At 50.8% G+C, this 16,610-nt stretch carries 13 protein-coding genes and 1 tRNA gene; 4 read left to right on the top strand and 10 right to left on the bottom strand.

Translation table 11 applies throughout. The features are described 5' to 3' along the window. Window positions 1-100: 100 nt before the first annotated feature. Together AC2FIO_RS10590 and AC2FIO_RS10585 are read left to right on the top strand one after the other, a co-directional pair. Window positions 101-177: transfer RNA gene (locus tag AC2FIO_RS10590), tRNA-Arg, on the top strand. Window positions 178-412: 235 nt separating this feature from the next. Then, complete coding sequence (locus AC2FIO_RS10585) at window positions 413-1,399, top strand: glycosyltransferase family 8 protein (protein ID WP_496697480.1); 987 nt, start codon at window positions 413-415, stop codon at window positions 1,397-1,399. Between the two features lie 74 nt (window positions 1,400-1,473). Here the strand turns inward: AC2FIO_RS10585 and rfbA are convergent, their stop codons facing one another. From rfbA to AC2FIO_RS10535, 10 genes are all read right to left on the bottom strand, one after another. Beyond that, entirely contained in the window at window positions 1,474-2,367 is an 894-nt protein-coding gene (gene rfbA, locus AC2FIO_RS10580) for a glucose-1-phosphate thymidylyltransferase RfbA (protein WP_496697478.1), read from the bottom strand. A 74-nt stretch (window positions 2,368-2,441) separates the two neighbouring features. Next, entirely contained in the window at window positions 2,442-3,482 is a 1,041-nt protein-coding gene (gene rfbB, locus AC2FIO_RS10575; RefSeq protein WP_496697477.1) for a dTDP-glucose 4,6-dehydratase, read from the bottom strand. 395 nt (window positions 3,483-3,877) lie between these two features. Then, the gene (locus tag AC2FIO_RS10570; RefSeq protein ID WP_496697475.1) at window positions 3,878-5,287 is read right to left on the bottom strand and encodes a hypothetical protein; all 1,410 of its coding nucleotides are present in this window, start codon (window positions 5,285-5,287) and stop codon (window positions 3,878-3,880) included. Further along, window positions 5,271-6,365 carry a DegT/DnrJ/EryC1/StrS family aminotransferase gene (locus AC2FIO_RS10565; RefSeq protein WP_496697473.1) on the bottom strand — a complete coding sequence of 365 codons (1,095 nt, stop codon included), beginning with the start codon at window positions 6,363-6,365 and terminating at the stop codon, window positions 5,271-5,273. The genes AC2FIO_RS10570 and AC2FIO_RS10565 overlap by 17 nt, the downstream gene beginning before the upstream one ends. A 16-nt stretch (window positions 6,366-6,381) precedes the next feature. After that, window positions 6,382-8,958: an FkbM family methyltransferase gene (locus AC2FIO_RS10560; protein WP_496697471.1), complete on the bottom strand. Its 2,577-nt coding sequence runs from the start codon at window positions 8,956-8,958 to the stop codon at window positions 6,382-6,384. Beyond that, window positions 8,955-9,950 (bottom strand): GNAT family N-acetyltransferase, encoded by a 996-nt coding sequence (locus tag AC2FIO_RS10555; RefSeq protein ID WP_496697469.1) that lies wholly within the window; start codon window positions 9,948-9,950, stop codon window positions 8,955-8,957. Before AC2FIO_RS10555 ends, AC2FIO_RS10560 begins: the two co-directional genes overlap by 4 nt. An 11-nt stretch (window positions 9,951-9,961) precedes the next feature. Continuing rightward, a complete protein-coding gene (locus AC2FIO_RS10550) occupies window positions 9,962-10,186 on the bottom strand; it encodes an acyl carrier protein (RefSeq protein WP_496697467.1) in 225 nt (74 codons plus the stop codon). 2 nt (window positions 10,187-10,188) lie between these two features. Next, window positions 10,189-11,796, bottom strand: a complete 1,608-nt coding sequence (locus AC2FIO_RS10545) for an HAD-IIIC family phosphatase (RefSeq protein WP_496697466.1) — start codon at window positions 11,794-11,796, stop codon at window positions 10,189-10,191. Between the two features lies 1 nt (window position 11,797). Further along, window positions 11,798-12,229 (bottom strand): sugar 3,4-ketoisomerase, encoded by a 432-nt coding sequence (locus AC2FIO_RS10540; protein ID WP_496697464.1) that lies wholly within the window; start codon window positions 12,227-12,229, stop codon window positions 11,798-11,800. Window positions 12,230-12,538: 309 nt separating this feature from the next. Next, entirely contained in the window at window positions 12,539-14,335 is a 1,797-nt protein-coding gene (locus AC2FIO_RS10535) for an ABC transporter ATP-binding protein (protein WP_496697462.1), read from the bottom strand. 586 nt (window positions 14,336-14,921) lie between these two features. Between AC2FIO_RS10535 and AC2FIO_RS10530 the strand changes: the two genes are divergently transcribed. Further along, a complete protein-coding gene (locus tag AC2FIO_RS10530; protein ID WP_282119727.1) occupies window positions 14,922-15,722 on the top strand; it encodes a glycosyltransferase family 25 protein in 801 nt (266 codons plus the stop codon). Continuing rightward, window positions 15,719-16,609 (top strand): hypothetical protein, encoded by an 891-nt coding sequence (locus tag AC2FIO_RS10525; protein WP_496697460.1) that lies wholly within the window; start codon window positions 15,719-15,721, stop codon window positions 16,607-16,609. Before AC2FIO_RS10530 ends, AC2FIO_RS10525 begins: the two co-directional genes overlap by 4 nt. The last annotated feature ends 1 nt before the right edge of the window (window position 16,610 follow it).

Raw genomic sequence — 16,610 nt, 5'->3', positions numbered from 1 at the left:
GAATGCGTTCACTGATCGAATAAGCAAGGCTAAATGAACCGTTTATGTGTTCTCAAATCGTCTGCTGTAAGACAATCTGACCTGTTGTTTTTCAAAGGACGGCCCCGTGGCTCAACTGGATAGAGCAGCCCCCTCCTAAGGGGCAGGTTGCAGGTTCGAATCCTGCCGGGGTCGCCATTTGGTTCTTCTTTAAACTGTGATGTCATACCGGGAATTCGCGCGTGGCTGTACTATCTAACGATGCGCCTGTTTCAGCTTTATTGGACGTTCGCGTGATGCTGTGGCTGGGTTTTAAGCCAACTTAGGCGCAAGGCTTCGAAAGCTGACGGGTGCAGTAACTAAAACTAGGTGAAATTTCGTATCAACGGTGTATTAGACGTCGGTACAGCCAGATTAGTGTGAAGAAGCGAGCATGACTGTGCAATCATCAAACAAAAAAAGCCCGATCGTCGAGAACATTAATCAACAGCTTTCCAATATAGAAGCCAACGAAGAAGTAGCCGAAATTGATATCTGTCTGACTTTCGACCGGAAATTTGTTCCTCATGCTGCGGTCACTTTGTTGTCGGCCATCCGTTCAGTTGGGAACGAGTGCAAACTGAATGTGCATATTCTTCACGTCGATGACATAGATGACCGATCCCGGAGTTCGCTCGAAGGGTTGTCGCAGCGTGCCAACATCCTGTGGCATCGGGTTGATGGTGACCGATTTGACAGCCTCCCTGACAACCGTGAGCATATATCAAGGGCAACCTACATTCGCCTGCTCATTCCGGAAATTCTGCACAAGGTTGCCGACCGGGTAATCTACTTGGATTGTGATACGATCATAACCGATCGATTGAGTATATTATGGGCGACCGATATTGGCACTTCGCCGATTGCTGCAGCCCCGGATGAGGGCGGCGTTACACAAGCCGAGCGCCTTAACTTTTCCAAAACGGCTTTCTATTTCAATGCAGGGGTACTGATTTTCAATCTGAATGCGATCGATCCCAAGAAATTCGCCGCCAAGGTTGAAGAGACGGTCTCGCGTACGGATGTCGAGATCGAACTACAGGATCAGGACATTCTGAACCTGATGTTCGAGGGACAAGCGGCAAAACTGGATCTGCGGTGGAATGCGAATACGCGCTTGTACACCCTCAACAAATTAGAGCCAGCCTATACGCCGGAAGAAGCAAAAATTGCCAGAATTTCGCCCGGCATCCTGCACTTTACCGACAACAGAAAACCGTGGAATTCAAACTGCAACCATCCCTTGCGAGAGCTCTATTGGGATATTCGCAACCAGACGCCATGGCAGGAAACATCCAGCGAGCGATTGCGCCGAAAAATAATAGATTTCGCTCGTAGCCGATTCAGTAAGTCACGCAAGATGGTCAGCGCAGACAACTAGTGGAGCCTGATATAGAAACGGCAATCGCCAGCGTGGTTGTCAACCACGCTGCGTTTTTGGGAACCCGCTCTGATTCAGTCGTTTTTTGGCTGCATCATTTTGTCTTCCAACAGTAGTCTCAGATAGTCGGCGTACTGCGTTTTCTTGAAGATTTCGGCTCTTTCAGCCAGAACAGAACTATCGATCCAACCTTGCACCCATGCTATTTCGTCGGGGCTTCCGGCCTGCATCCCTTGCCGTTCCGTGAGTGTACGCACAAAGTTGCCGGCATCCAGAAGGGACGCGTGCGTTCCGGTGTCAAACCAAGCAAAACCACGCCCCAGTGATTGAACATTCAATAGGTCATCCGCCAAGTATGTTTCCAAAAGCGTAGTGATCTCCAGTTCCCCGCGCTCAGACGGCTGGATACCACGGGCCCGTTTGGGAGCGTCTCCATCCAAGAAATACAGACCTGTTACGGCATATCTTGATGGAGGGTTTTTGGGCTTCTCAACTATGTGACGTACCTTGTCGCCATCAAAATCCACGACGCCATAACGTTCGGGGTCAGCAACCCGATAGGCGAAAACCGTTCCACCTTCAGTATTATTGTTCGCGGCGTCCAGGAGCTCGGGCAATGCGTGACCAAAGAAAATGTTGTCGCCCAGGATCATTGCAGATGGCGCACCGTCCAGAAAATCCTCGGCAAGCAGATAAGCTTGGGCAAGCCCGTCCGGCGAGTCCTGAACGATCCAGGTCAGGTCTAGCCCGTATTGGCTTCCATCTCCCAAAAGTCTTTGAAACTGGGCTTGGTCTTGCGGCGTAGTGATAATCGCGATTTCCCGAATACCCGCCAGCATAAGAACGCTAAGGGGGTAATAGATCATCGGTTTATCGTAGATCGGCAATAGCTGTTTCGAAACAGCCATTGTGATTGGGTACAAGCGCGTACCCGAGCCCCCAGCCAGAATAATGCCCTTACGTTTCATTTTCTTTCCTTTGTAATTGCTGTGATCGATCCGCCGGAAATTTGGCGAATTTCACATATTCTGCAAAAATGATGTTAGCCGGAAGAACCCAAACGCTGACCCACACCCGTACGGGATTTGAGGTTTTCCAACCAGTCCGCATTTTCAAGGTACCATTGAACAGTCTGTTCCAATCCTGTCTCTGGCGTGTGAGATGGGCGCCAGCTCAACTCTTCACTAATGCGTGTCGCATCAATTGCATAGCGCTTGTCGTGGCCTGGGCGATCTTTCACAAACGTGATCAGTTCGGAATAGGGAGCAGCTGCAGGTCTCAAGCGATCCAGGACCCCACACAGCTTTTCAACCAGCTCCAGATTGGTCATCTCGTTTTCGCCGCCGATATTGTAACTGCGGCCAAGTTCGCCTTTTTCCAAGACCAAAAGAAGGGCTTCGGCATGATCTTCGACATGTAGCCAGTCGCGAATATTATCGCCTTTTCCATAGATCGGAATAGCCTCGCCGGCCAAAGCCTTGAGGATCACCACCGGGATCAGTTTTTCGGGAAACTGAAATGGCCCGTAATTGTTAGAACAGTTGGTCATCACAATCGGCAGCCCGTAGGTTTCATGCCATGCACGTACCAGGTGATCTGACCCGGCTTTGGAAGCCGAATATGGAGAGTTCGGCTGGTAGGGGCTGTCTTCAACAAAGAATCCGGTTGTCCCAAGTGAACCAAATACCTCGTCGGTTGAGATATGATGAAAACGAAATCCTTCTGGCCGACCCTGCGATACCCACCAGTGGCGGGCTGCTTCAAGTAGCCGGTAGGTTCCGACAATATTGGTTTCGACAAATGCGCCCGGACCGTCAATTGAACGGTCTACGTGGCTTTCAGCGGCAAGATGCATGATCGCGTCAGGCTTATGCTGTTCAAGTAACTCCAGCATTCTAACGCCGTCGCATATGTCGGCTTTTTCAAAAATGTGGTTCGGGCTTTGGGCGATGCTGGCAACATTTTCGGTGCATGCCGCATAGGTGAGTGAATCAACGTTGATCACAGAATGACCGCTACGGATTGCCAGGCGCACCACTGCCGAGCCGATAAACCCCATTCCGCCTGTTACCAGTATTTTCACGTCACTACCTCGTTCATGTGTGGGCTGTATGATGGCACGATTGCTTCCGTGCAAAAGAAATTTAATACGTTGCTAAATCTGGCAGGAAACCTGGAAGCAGCAAAGATACCCCCGCCGGACTTTTCATGTGAGCTTTCTCATAACACGCTGCCAACTGCTACTGTTTCAAATAGCTTTCTGATCTCTAGGTCCCTTCAGTAAGGTTGACAATAGCGATTGGAGTTATGTCCTGAGACGACGGCATCGCAACGGCGCACCGCTGTAATTTAACCTGGTTCCCATTACAAAAAGGGTCAATTGCTTGGATAGCATAACCAGACAATTTGAGGGCGGATCGCAATCGGATGTGGACAATATGTGGCATTCTTTGCTGGCGCGGATTACCGCCGATCTTTTTAGATTAATGTCGTTCTATGAGTGTGAAATAAATCCAAATCCGAAAAACCGTGGAAGAGATTGCCATCAGCCATGCCAACAGGGTTTTGAACGGTTGCCAAGGTGTACAGATCATCCAGCCTGTCTAAGAAGACGTCCCTACGGCAGTCATTGTTCAGGCTTTCAAATTGCCGTGCTGCGGTGATTTTGCGGTCACCATTTGCGTCCATCAAATCCAAAACCTGGTCAATGAACTCGTCGTCCGTCCGGATATATTCGGGCTGATCGATCAGATAGTCCATTTGCCCGATAAAGGTCTTTCTGGAAACCACCGGAAGACCATTGCTGATATAGTCCATAGCAGCGGTGCAGCCGTTTTCTGGCAGGGTGTCCAGTGCAACATCCGCTGCTTTCAGGTAGCTCTTGAACTGGGCTTCGTCGCAAGCAAGAATTGGTATCACCCGCTGGAGGTCGTGCGCGTCGCAGCCGACGGCGATCAATTGTTGTCGACAGAAGGTCTCTGACACACCAACGAGAAGTATCCAAATCCGGTTGTTTCGCCTAAGTATTTTCTTGACCGTTTCGAAGAAGTTCAAATCCAGAAACGGCTGGAATTTGTATTGCGATGCTGACGCAATCGCGATTTTGGCTTCTTTTGGAATCGAAAATTGGTCGCGGCTGAAACCTTGATCAGTGCTTGCCCCTTTTTTTTGGACGGACAGAGGGATCCCCAGTCGCTTGCTGTTTGAAATACCGCGTCTTGTCCCGGTCAACGCTCTTCCCCAGCTACGGGTTTCCGCAACCGCATGCGCCACCTCCATTCCGACTGAGAAACGATGATCGGCATGATTGTAAAAAATCACGGGCACAGGAAAAGAGGGCAGCCCGAATGCGAGGGACGGCACAATATCGTGCATATGAATGTGCAGAACAACGAATGCGTACCCAAGCGCAATGGACTTGAGTTCCTCGGCGCGTGTTCCGATCGATTTCTTGTCACGTAACCTATGTACTGTTCCACCTGCATTGGTCACGACGTCGTTCAATAGTTTTGGAACCGGCTGGGTACCCTGTTCCGTCAGAACCACGGATTGTGAACGCTTTTCACCATCCAAGGCTATCCAGCGTTCCACGACGCGTGTGTGCCCTCCCCATGGAAAGGCTGTGCTCATAACGTGCAAAACACCAGAACGGTCGGTTTTCCCCGGATTGATTGGCGGCCTTATCGTTTTGGCCAATTCGGAGAGGGCGGCCTCCAGTTCGCGCGACCGATAGACACCGGCACCGGTGCCATTGGCAAAATGCGCTGCCACCTCTATGGCCTTCATTTTCTTAGAAGGCGTTTTAATGGCGGCAAGTTCAAAACAAATACGTTCAAACTTTTGGGCGTTCGCAATCGTCCTAGATAGCAATTCACGCCGTGAATGCATTCAACGCCTCGCAAACATCACGCACGTCTTCATCCGACATTGTCGGATCAATTGGCAACGACAGCACTTCTTCATGAATGGCTTCCGTTAGGGGAAAGGAAAGATCGGCCAGTTCAGCATATGCAGCCTGCTGGTGGGGCGGTATGGGGTAATGAACCAGAGTTTGGACACCGCGTTCTTTCAGGTGTTTCTCAAGCAGGTCGCGATGTTTCGTGCGAATGACAAACAAATGCCAGACGCTGGTCAGCGCATCGCTTGGGAATTCCGGCAACGTCACGTGATTGCTTTTGATGCCATCACAATAAGCGCGCGCGATTTCGCGGCGTCGCGCGTTTTCATCGTCAAGGTATCTCAGCTTGACCCGGAGAATGGCAGCCTGAAGCTCATCCAGTCTGGAATTTCGGCCTTTGGCTTCATTTACATATTTTTTCCGCGAACCATAGTTCGACAACATGTCCACTTTTGCCGCCAGGGCATCGTCATTTGTCACGACGGCACCGCCATCTCCTAAGGCGCCGAGGTTTTTACCTGGATAAAAGGAAAACGCCGAGATATCGCCAAAGTTTCCTGCTCGTATTCCATTAAAAGTTGCGCCATGGGATTGCGCGCAGTCTTCGATGACGAACAATCCGTGTTCCTTGGCAAATTCGCATATGGCTGGCATGTCCGCCAATCGCCCATATAGATGCACCGCCAGAATTGCCCGTGTTTTGGGCGTCAGTGCTTCAGCCAGCCCGTTCTTCGACAGGTTAAAGGTATTGGGATCCGGCTCAACCAGAACGGGCGTCAAACCAACTCTGGATATGGCAAGGACGGTCGCAATGTAGGTGTTGGCTGGAACTAGGACTTCTGCACCGGCGTCCAAATCCAATGCATCCAGACAAAGCTCTAGTGCATCCAGGCCGTTGCCTACTCCGATTGCATGCTGAGTGCCGCAGTACTCGGCGAATTCCCGACAAAAATCCTGATACTGTGTACCACGTACGTACCATCCGCTAGCGAGAACGTCTTGCATAGCCTGAGCGATTTCTTCGCTGTGGCGTGCGTTAATCTCTTTCAAATTCAAAAAGCTGATCATAGCGTCTTCCTTACTTTCAGCTGTCTACGGCGCGCGGTTCGCAGATCAGGTTGGTATCTACTGCGATTGACATGTCCAATGGTTTTCGAACCTTGAATTCGTATTCAACACCCAATTCTTCCACCCACTTCCGGGCCTTAAAGAACTGATCAAAATTGTGATAAATACTGATGAGGAGAACGGGCTTTTGCTCGATTATTGTCTTTCGAGCACCTTCCAGAACATCGAATTCCATGCCCTCAACGTCAATCTTAATCAAGCCGACTTTGATCCCATGTTCTTCCACCAGAGAGTCCAGAGTCCGGACGGCAATTTTGTCATGCTCGACGGACTGATCGTCCGACTCTGTTATCAAGCAAGACTGATCTCCACGATCCAGCACCGCCATTTCAGACGGCTCACTGCCAAGCCCGATATTCAATGATCGAACGGCTTGTATGTTATTCTGTTTGATCGTCTCATTCAGGAGATCAAAGCTCTCGCGGCTAGGTTCGATAGCCCAAATGTCGCCGTCGCTAAACTCGCGCATTATCAGCACGGAATCGCCGAAATATGCACCTACATCGATCATTGCCCTGTCTTTCAGGAATTCAGGACGTTCAAGTTCAGTGATGAAGTGTTTGTAATAGAACACCGTTGAAGAGATATCTGCGGACGGCAAACGATATTTTCCGTCATATAGATACCACTTGTCCGATAGTCTCAGGATGCGATTGTAGTGGAAATCCATCAACTCGCGGAATTTATCTTCCTCTTCGCGTGTAAGCTGGAAGGCCCCGGCATCGTCAATTGCATAGTCGCGGATACGTTTCAGGACCCGAGTTATGATGCGGCGGCTTTCCTCGTCCAGACCGGCAATCAAGTCCAAATACAGCTGCTCTACATCGCCGCTGAACTTTTCATAGGACACTTGATCAATTATTGATTCACACGTGTCCATATGTGCGATGTGCGCGCCATTATTTACATAACTTGTTGGTGGGCCCAAAACCGTCGCTGAGGTGTTTTGGTAGACTTCCTGAACAATCTCGGCCTTCAGCGCCTCAATCCGCTCGGATTGAGATGCGATTTGCGACGCTTGTTTTTCGAGTTGAGCGGTTTGATTGCCCATCCGCTCAGCCTGAGCGCTCAATTGTCCGCCTTGGCTTGCAAGCTCACTATGTTGCTGGTCCATCTTGGCGGTGAGCGACGGGACACGGTTTGTCACAAGATCAAAAAGTTGGGTGTTAAGTGCCCTCGTGGCCCGACTGTTCTTCTTGGCTTTCCGGAACATGTTCGCCCCGATCAGCAACAATGTAAGCGGAAGAGCAGCAATTGCGATCAATCCAATCAGCAAGAGCCACAACTTGTACTCCAGGCTCTTAAACTTCATGCGCCGAATTAGCTTGTCCTTGTACCGCAACTCCAGCATGCCGTTAGTATAACGCACAGCCCGCAGTTTCCCTTTGAAGCCAAGTCGGTACGTTTTCTTCTCGATTTGCCACCCAAGGAAAGCCTCTTTCGCGTCCCGGTACGTGAGTGTTGATTTCGAGGCCGCTTTCAGGAATTCATCAGCTGCAAATTTGGCATTGTGAAATTTAGAAACGTACTGATAGACGTCTTCGCCGAGTTGCTTTTGTTTTTCTGCGTCCAGTATGTCGCCCATGACTTCTGCACATGTACGGATCGGAATGTCAAAGGACGGTGCCTGTTCAACTTGCCAGCCCAGGCAGAACCCTTTGGCTTCCTGAAGGTATACGAAAATGTCGTCATCATAGTCATGTATTTCGTTGCAAACTACGACTGTGGGAATAGCCAGCCGGCCCGATGCCAAGGCAGACGTGCCCATCGCAAACATGACATCGACATTCTCTATCAGGAATGCATCAAGCTTTTCGTCAAACATGGGTCCGGTGAACACAATGTTCACAGACGGGTAGTCCTCTGGTACTACCTTGCTTTCTTCCGGACCATTTCCGATGACGTACAGGGTTTTCTTGCCTTCAAACGGATAGGCATCGAAATGACGAGCCAGATTTGTTACCGCAAAGACTTTGTCAATTGACAGGCGCCCGAGGATTGCAACTTTCAACTCGCCTTGAGGGGCCACATAGTTTGTCTTCCTAGTAGAGCTGGGTTCGATGCCAATCGGAACATAGTTCTCGTCGAAAGGGATCCCATAGTCTGTTTGCGCTTGTCGATGCGCTGCATCGCAAAAGAAAACGGCATGATTGTCACTGACCGTTTGAAGAAACTCAAGAAGACGGTCCGAGTCTATATTCCATGAATCTTTGAGAACCGGAACACACAAATTGTGCCAATTCACAAATATGATCTTGCTGTCGGGGTGAAGTTCGGGCAGCCAATGAGCCCAATAAATTGGGATGATGAGCATAACGGGCTCTTGCAATGCAACGCCGAAGTTCCCGTCTTCCAGCTCGAGTTTCTCCACATTGGCCCCCTCGAGCATTGGGTCCGTAATTCCGTCTTTGAAATCTGTGTAGTAAACCTTGCCGGAATAAACCTCAGCCAATCGCCGTGCAATAGACGTCAGGTATACCGGGCCGCCGGATGCCTCGCGCCACGGGAAGTAGAATACAATTGGCAAATTCATTTTTCGGAAATCTCGATAAGTTCGACAATAAATCGGTTGGGCATTACCATGAAGACAATTGGCGTCTGAAAATAAACGGATTTCTTCACCGGAGTTATGGGGCGAATACCCAGGCGTCCCATGGTGCTCATGGCCGTCTCAATGTCTTTTACATAGTACGCGAAGTGATAGGGTGCCACACTATGTGAAAGCCAACTGTCCAGCGTCTTCGAGCCTTCCATGTTCTCGAGGAGCTCAATGCGGGGTTGGGATTTTGCGGTCATAAACAGACCGTGTACGCCTTGACCGGGGTCCGTGAATCGAGCCTCATCCGTGTAGCCGACGAGGCGATATCCAGCGGCCGCGGCTTCAATTGATTTTGCAGCAATTCCGATATGATGGAATTCAAAGACACCTAACTCTGCCTGCAGGCGACGGTTAAAGATGTTCTGACAAAAACTTCCCCATTTCGAAGCCGTCGTTTCAACATATTCTTCTTTAGTTAGAACATGCTCGACCAACTCGAACGTTTCGCCACGCAATTCCACGGTATTCGGCGCGGCCGCAGCGCGCCGCTTTGCATAGCCATCATGGAACTTCACGACACTGGTATTTTCGGAAACGGTCCGGCAATAGATTCCAGCCAAACCCAAATCATGAAAGCCAAACGACATCAGAAGGTTGACGCTCTCGATGGCGGCAAGACTGCCATCTTCGATAATCCATCGGCCCCATTCGGCCTGGCCTTCATTGATATCGTAAAGCCCGATCAGACCAACCTTCTGTTGGGTGAAACGATCCAGGACCAGAAAGTAATAATCCTGATCGGCCTGGGCCTGCTTCTGCAACCAAGCCCGCTGCGCTTCTACGTCGGGGGAAATCGGGTTGAGATACTTTTGTTTTTGGCTGTCTGCGCTGCGCAAGTTGACGATGTACTCTGCATCGTCTTCAGAAACGGGGCGCAATTGAAAGGATAACCCCGTCAGACGACGCGAGCGAAGTACATCTGTCACGAACCCGCTCCCTAGTTTCCGTTCAGTTTCGATTGAATTGCATCAACAAAGCTCTTTGGAGAGCCAAGTTCCGTCAGCTCCTCTGGTGAGAACTGAATCCCGAATTCTTCTTCGGCGGCCAAAGCGTGTTCGATGCGGTCAAACGAGCTCCAGACTTCGGCATCTTCGTAATGCGCTTGGAATTTTGCACCCAGGCCCGCACGGCTTTCTACAAAGGACAAAACGTTTTCAGACATGGTTAGTAACTCTGCTCTTCTACATCTAGTTCAGGGGCGGAGATCTCGACGATTCCCTGAGGGAATGAATAGTCTAGCTCCGAAGGTACGTTGGTGTGTTCGTTTAGATACTTCGCGACGAAATCTTCTGCCGGGCCATTTCGGTCGCCTTTTTGAAACTCGATCCCGACTTTCGAACACCCCAGTTGATCCGCTGCGCATTTGATAGCGCCCAGAACAACAACGTCGTCCAGGCCGCGACCCAACGCCCGGCAACTGACAAACATGTCTTCTACCTGCAGGGTGTCCTCGTGTTTATGCGCAACCAGACAGCCAATGATGCCACTATCGATCAGCTTGTCGCTCATCGAAACGGTCATTACGCAAGAAGTCGGGCTTTCCGCCGCGGCTTTTACTTCGGCAAGTGAGTATCGCTTGTAGTTGAAGATAAACTGGTTGGTCTTCCGGGAGAGTTCCGAAACCCGGGTCACCTGTTCAGGATCGTTTGCCTTGAAGCTGATCTTAATCTCAAGCGAACGCAGATAATCTTCGGGGGACATCTGCTCTCGCAGGCGTCGCCGTTCTTCATTTGCCTGCACGTCTTTACTTCTGGCTGCGTCTTCTGCAGTGACTTTCGATTTCAGAAGGCCCGGGTATATGCTGACGCCACGGGCATTGGCATCGCTGTCAGGTGAGGCCCAGAACTGCTTGATGTCCGGCAACGCGTTGCTTACTTCAAAAAGCTCACCCATATTGTCGTCGACAAACAGCATTGAAGAATGGTGGATATTCAGGAATTTTTCCAAACCTTGGATGTTGGAAGATTTGGAATCCCAGTTGACCATAAACTTGGTCACGTGTTCAGGGCGAAGAGGGAAGTCAGTGCGGCTGTTGAACAGATGCTCAGCATCTTCCGCTTCGTTCTTCGACGCAACGCAAATAAAGAATCCTTGGCCCGCAAGTTCAACCAGCTTCTGCTGCAGTGCAATATGTCCGGGTTCCAGAACAACTCCGTCTGCGCCGTCCTCGCCAAGCACGCCTTTGTAAAGGGTATTGTCGAGATCAACTACAACTGCTTTCAATCCCGGCAAGATAACAGCAGGAATGATGCGCAACCCAAGCAGCCTGGACATTTCCATACATGCCGCCGGACTACAGCGGGTGCCGGTGAAATCAGCGAGCCGGTCATCAAAGAACTTGTCCCCGAGGCGGGTGACTATGGGCGTAACGTCCGCTTTGAACAGAGGCTCCTGAGCTTCAAATTCCGCACCAATTGGTACAATAATGACGGGGTCCGCCGCGCTTTGGCTGAGTTCATTTAGGCGGGCAGCAATGTGTTCACGCCCTTTGTCATCATACCGATCCAGATCAACCCAGAGAATATGCGCGTCTGCACCTGTCGAAAAATCGACATTTGCAAATGCATCATCGTAGTCGCTGTAATTGAACTCTGCCTTCAAGCCCGAGATTTCCAGGAAGGCATTCAGAGTCGCAGCGACCAATTCAAAAGAGTGGTTGCGGATGACATTGATCTTCAGGTTGCGAGCTTGCTCGTCCACCCGGCCAATAAGATCGCTGCGCTTTAGATTTTGACTTGATGTGAGGCTGTGAAATTCGAGAAGTTTATCCATTTTAGCCACTTATCTTCATGTTTTTGTAGTCGTCATACGAGTGGATGTATTCTTCGGGGTCGTAGAGATTATCTGATACAACAACCAGAACGCAATCCTCGCTAAAGTCGTACATCTCTTTCCAAACCATTCTTTCAATCCAGAGGAGTTTTGAAGGAGAGTCCAGCTCTATGCTGGCAAATTCACCGTCAGGAGCTGCCAGCCTGACTCGGCAGCGCCCGTTAAGGCACAAAAATCCAAAGCGTGATCGCAGGTTCGCATGACTACCGCGCGGCTCGTCGCCAACCGCTCCGTAAATTGCAAACATGCGCTTGAGTTCGAATGGCACTTCTTTGAGTTGCTCTACGACGACCAAGTTCCCCCGATCATCGCCGCGTACCTGTAGTTCAACAAGCCCGAATAGTTCATCATAATTATTTTCAGACCGGTCCATGCAGCACACATCCAAAGGTTAATCAATTTTTTGCGATTTAGCACCGTTTCCGCAGCGCGTATATAGTAGCGTTACACCCTTCGCGATCCAATTTCAGAAAATGCGAATTTTTTGCCTGTTCGTCGGCCTGACATTAAATGAGTGCAGTATCCGTCATTGGGCCAGACCGAAACCCAGACTTTTGAATTTGGTCCGAGGCGCCAACTTTGGGTGTCCGGTGCTGGCCGGTGTAACGTGAGCATTGTCAGTCCTATCCATCACGCCAAATGTAGGTGAATGCAGATGTGGACAGACCGAAGCTGCAGAACATCACTCCGCGACTTCAGCTTTTGCTTCGGCCACAGGTTCGCGTTTCTTGAATTGCTGATCGAAGAGTTTTTTGAACTGACCTTCGAGCTGCATAAGCTCGTCGAGGTTGCCCTGTTCAATGACAGCGCCGTCCTGAACAACGATGATTTTATCGGCCTCCAGAACGGTCGAAAGTCTGTGCGCAATTACGATCACCGTCATGTTCTGTGTTAATGTGTCCAACGCAGACTTTACCAGCGCCTCGGATTCCGCGTCCAGCGCGCTGGTGGCTTCGTCCAGCAGCAATATCTCGGCATTGCGCAGGATTGCGCGCGCAATTGCAATCCGTTGCTTTTGCCCGCCGGACAAGAAGGTCCCGTTTTCACCAACCTGAGTGTCATAGCCATTGGGAAAATCACAGATGAAATCATGCGCGTATGCTGCCTTTGCAGCTTCGATGACCTCTTCGTCTGTCGCGTCTGGTGCCGAACAGCGCAGGTTTTCCATCACTGACGCTGAAAACAAGAACGTGTCCTGACCTACATACGAGATCTTTTTTCGGAGCGAAGAAAAGCGGGCGTCCTGCAAATTTTGACCGTCTATTTCGACGGATCCTTCATCAGGGTCATAGAACCGCATAATCAAGCCAAAGATCGTCGATTTTCCGCCACCGGACTGACCAACCAGTGCCGTGGTTTTTCCAGCCTCGAAGGTTACGTTCATATTTTCGATTACCGGAATTGACCCGTGGTATCCAAAGGTGACATTGCGCAAGCCGATCTCGCCGGGCCCGTCCAACAGATCGCGCGCTTCGGGGCTTTCTTGCATGGTGTCTTCTTGATCCAGCAAGCCAAACAACATGCCAACACCGACCATGGCCGCCTCAATCTGAACGCGCATTTTCGACAGACGTTTGGCGGGCTCATAAGCCATCAGCAACGCTGTGATAAAAGACATCAACTGCCCAGCTGTTGGTTGTTCCGTACCTGCAATTCCCAAGGTCGAAACGACCAGAACGCCGGCAACGGCCAGACCGGCCAGAAACTCCATCAGCGGGCTAGCGATCGACTGCAGCCGCGCAATATCGTTCGAGCGTTCTTCGACCTTGAGGATGGCTGTTTCCATACGGTTGATCATCCGATCCTCAAGAGAGAACACCTTGATGATCTTGATGCCGGCCGAGGTTTCCTGCAGCACACGAATAATTTCTGCCAGCGATTTGAACTCTTGCTGCATGATCGAGCGCACGCTTTTCAACAGATAACGCACGCCCAGCAAAGCCACGGGTCCGACAACAAAAAACATGATGGAAAGAACGGGCTGCTGGTAAACCATAACGATTATCAGGCCCACCAGGGTCAAGGCGTCGCGAACAAAACCGGTAACCACCACATCAATCAAAGTTCGGGCAGCTTGTGCACCGTGTGTCGTACGCATGAGCAGGTCAGAGGATTCATTCTGGGCGAAGAACGAAATGCCATGCCGCAACAGCTTACGATACACGCGGTCTTGTTGCATCGCAATGATCCGGTTCCCCGCACGCGCCAAGTATATAGACTGGATATAGGAGGCCACCGCTTTGGTTAGAAACAAGAGAACAACGCCTAGAGCGATTGCAAACGCCCACTCACGCATATCGGGGCTGGTCATCGCATCAACGATGTATTCCATCATGAAGGCCGAGCCAGCAGTGGTCGCGGCAACGGCGATCATCGCAACAATGGCGACAGCATAAAGAGGACCTTGGGCAAAAAAACTCTCGCCAATGAGGCGGCCCATATAGCCTGATCGCCATTCGGTCCAGGCACGCTTAATCATTGCATTCTCCAGATCGTGAAATCATGCGCTCGCTCAGATAACCTATAATCATTCCCGCCTAAAGGGCAGATCAAATGGCGCGACAGTGTTGCCCAATCAAAAGGTTGCGCAGAGGCTCCGTCAAATAAGGGCTGGCGCTGCGATGTGCAAGGTTTTGATGTTCTCTTTTGACAAGATGACGCGGTGTATTGTGGGCTTTCGCGCGCGGGGCCTCTGCGTGGAACTTAAAGTCAAAGCCGGAAGGTGTCAGCACAACTTTATAGCGTCCTGAATGTACCTTCTGCCACGAAAGATCCCTGAATTCTGACCAGTAGATTGAGGTGCCGGCAGTTTCTCGCGTTACCGCGAGTGATCAGGTCAAATGATTTCCTTTTTGGATTCATTGTGATATGTATATGCTTGAAAAAATGGAAGCTCTGATATTGTGGGGCAGATTACCGTAGCGTGAGAGTAACGACTGAAATTCAGCGATTTTTTGCCGCTGGAAATCCTTGATGCGTAGGGGGAAAAGGGTAGACCTTTTGCCCTTGTGCTTGGTAAATATGGCCCATAGTAACGCGGTGCATGTATTATTGGTAATGGAACAGTGTCGATTAAGGCTGTCATTCTGAGTTTGCCGAAAGATGTTGAACGGCGACGATTCTGCGAAAGCGAATTTGCCCGCTTTGGCTTGAATCATGAATTTTGCGACGCTATTGCCGGAGATCAGCTAAACAACTCAGAGTTGCATCATTTGTATGATGCCGACATGAACCGGATTAAATTCAAGCGCCCGCTCAGCCGCAACGAGGTCGCCTGCACCCTTGGGCATCGTCAGATTTGGCAGGAAATTGCTGACTCTTCCGACTATGTCAGCCTTGTTTTGGAAGATGATGCGACGTTCGTGCAGGATCCCAGACCGTTTTTCAGTGAACTGGCTGCCTGTGGTGAATGTTTCGAAGACGTCATGATCAAAATCGACGGCGTGTCGGGAAATAACGGGCAGGTCATTAAATCAATTGCAGATCAGGACCTTGTCTTGTCGGACCGTCTGCCACCCAGAACCACGGGCTATATCATCGGCCGACGTGCTGCCGCTCGGCTTTTGGCGATTGAGGCTCCGATTGCGCGCCCCATCGACATCGACCTGAAATTCTATTGGGAACACAACGTGCCTATCCTCACACTTGCCGAGCAGATGGTCGCAGAGCGCAAAGAGGTAGACAGCACGATTGATCACTGCCGCAGTAAAATGAAACCCGGCTCGCCCATGGCCAGATTCGTTCGAAACCTAATGTACCAGACAAAATACACGTACGGACGGTTGAGCCATCCGTTGAACCCAGACATGATTGAAGGGCTCGGCCCTTTGATGCAGGCCGGCAATCGGGTTCGGAACCGCGCATGAAGAATAGCCTTGTGGTTGTCCGTGCGGGCAACAAGTCATTGCACCATCGGTGGCAAGAAATTCCCTATGAAGATCGCACCTACGATCTTCTGATCAGCTATTTCTCAGACGAGGCATTTGCGGCATTCAAACCTGAACCCGGTGTCGAGGCTGTGCTGGTAAAAGGCGGCAAATGGGATGGGTTGTTCAAAACCCTCGCTGACCGTGACCTTGATAAGTATGACTACTATTGGCTGCCGGATGACGATCTGGACATCAGCGCTACGGATGTAAATGCGCTGTTTGATGCCATGCAGGTTCACGGACTGCGTATTGCACAACCGTCGCTGACCCCCGAAAGCTATTTCTCGCATTTTGTATTCAGCCAATGCCCGGGCTTCGTGCTGCGGTACACAAACTATATTGAGATCATGGCCCCGTGCCTGCACAAGGATATCCTGCAGAAAGCACTGCCGCTTTTTCAGGGCACCATGAGCGGCTATGGTCTGGACTATATATGGTGCCGATGGGCCGAGGCTGGCGCGTTTCGAACCGCCATTCTGGACGAAATTGCGATGCACCACACGCGGCCGATCGGAAAGAACCTGAAAGCTGCGATGGCCGAGTCGAATAACCTCAGCTCAGAGGAAGAAGAGGCCGTTCTAAAGCAGATGTTTGATCTGTCGCGGCGTACCGTTCCGGTCGTCTTTGCCGCGATCCTGCAAGGTGGACAACCCATCTCCGGCCGTTTGCAGTTGGGATGGCACATGTGCCGGGCGTGGATGTCGGTCCTGCCGAAGTTCCGCAGTGCCAGCGAGGCGCGGTCGGGTATATTCAAGATTGCCCGCCGTCAGCTGATCAAACCCCTCGACATGACGACGATTTCGATGAAACAGGAAAGCCCCTGAT

This window comes from Ruegeria sp. CDSB086, assembly GCF_059611065.1.
This window is presented reverse-complemented; position numbering and strand designations above follow the sequence as displayed.

Excerpts from the sequence above, each read along its gene's own strand:
- AC2FIO_RS10585 (WP_496697480.1), top strand. The coding sequence starts at position 413 with ATGACTGTGCAATCATCAAACAAAAAAAGCCCGATCGTCGAGAACATT.
- rfbA (WP_496697478.1), bottom strand. The coding sequence starts at position 2,367 with ATGAAACGTAAGGGCATTATTCTGGCTGGGGGCTCGGGTACGCGCTTG.
- AC2FIO_RS10570 (WP_496697475.1), bottom strand. The coding sequence starts at position 5,287 with ATGCATTCACGGCGTGAATTGCTATCTAGGACGATTGCGAACGCCCAA.
- AC2FIO_RS10565 (WP_496697473.1), bottom strand. The coding sequence starts at position 6,365 with ATGATCAGCTTTTTGAATTTGAAAGAGATTAACGCACGCCACAGCGAA.
- AC2FIO_RS10560 (WP_496697471.1), bottom strand. The coding sequence starts at position 8,958 with ATGAATTTGCCAATTGTATTCTACTTCCCGTGGCGCGAGGCATCCGGC.
- AC2FIO_RS10550 (WP_496697467.1), bottom strand. The coding sequence starts at position 10,186 with ATGTCTGAAAACGTTTTGTCCTTTGTAGAAAGCCGTGCGGGCCTGGGT.
- AC2FIO_RS10545 (WP_496697466.1), bottom strand. The coding sequence starts at position 11,796 with ATGGATAAACTTCTCGAATTTCACAGCCTCACATCAAGTCAAAATCTA.
- AC2FIO_RS10540 (WP_496697464.1), bottom strand. The coding sequence starts at position 12,229 with ATGGACCGGTCTGAAAATAATTATGATGAACTATTCGGGCTTGTTGAA.
- AC2FIO_RS10535 (WP_496697462.1), bottom strand. The coding sequence starts at position 14,335 with ATGATTAAGCGTGCCTGGACCGAATGGCGATCAGGCTATATGGGCCGC.
- AC2FIO_RS10525 (WP_496697460.1), top strand. The coding sequence starts at position 15,719 with ATGAAGAATAGCCTTGTGGTTGTCCGTGCGGGCAACAAGTCATTGCAC.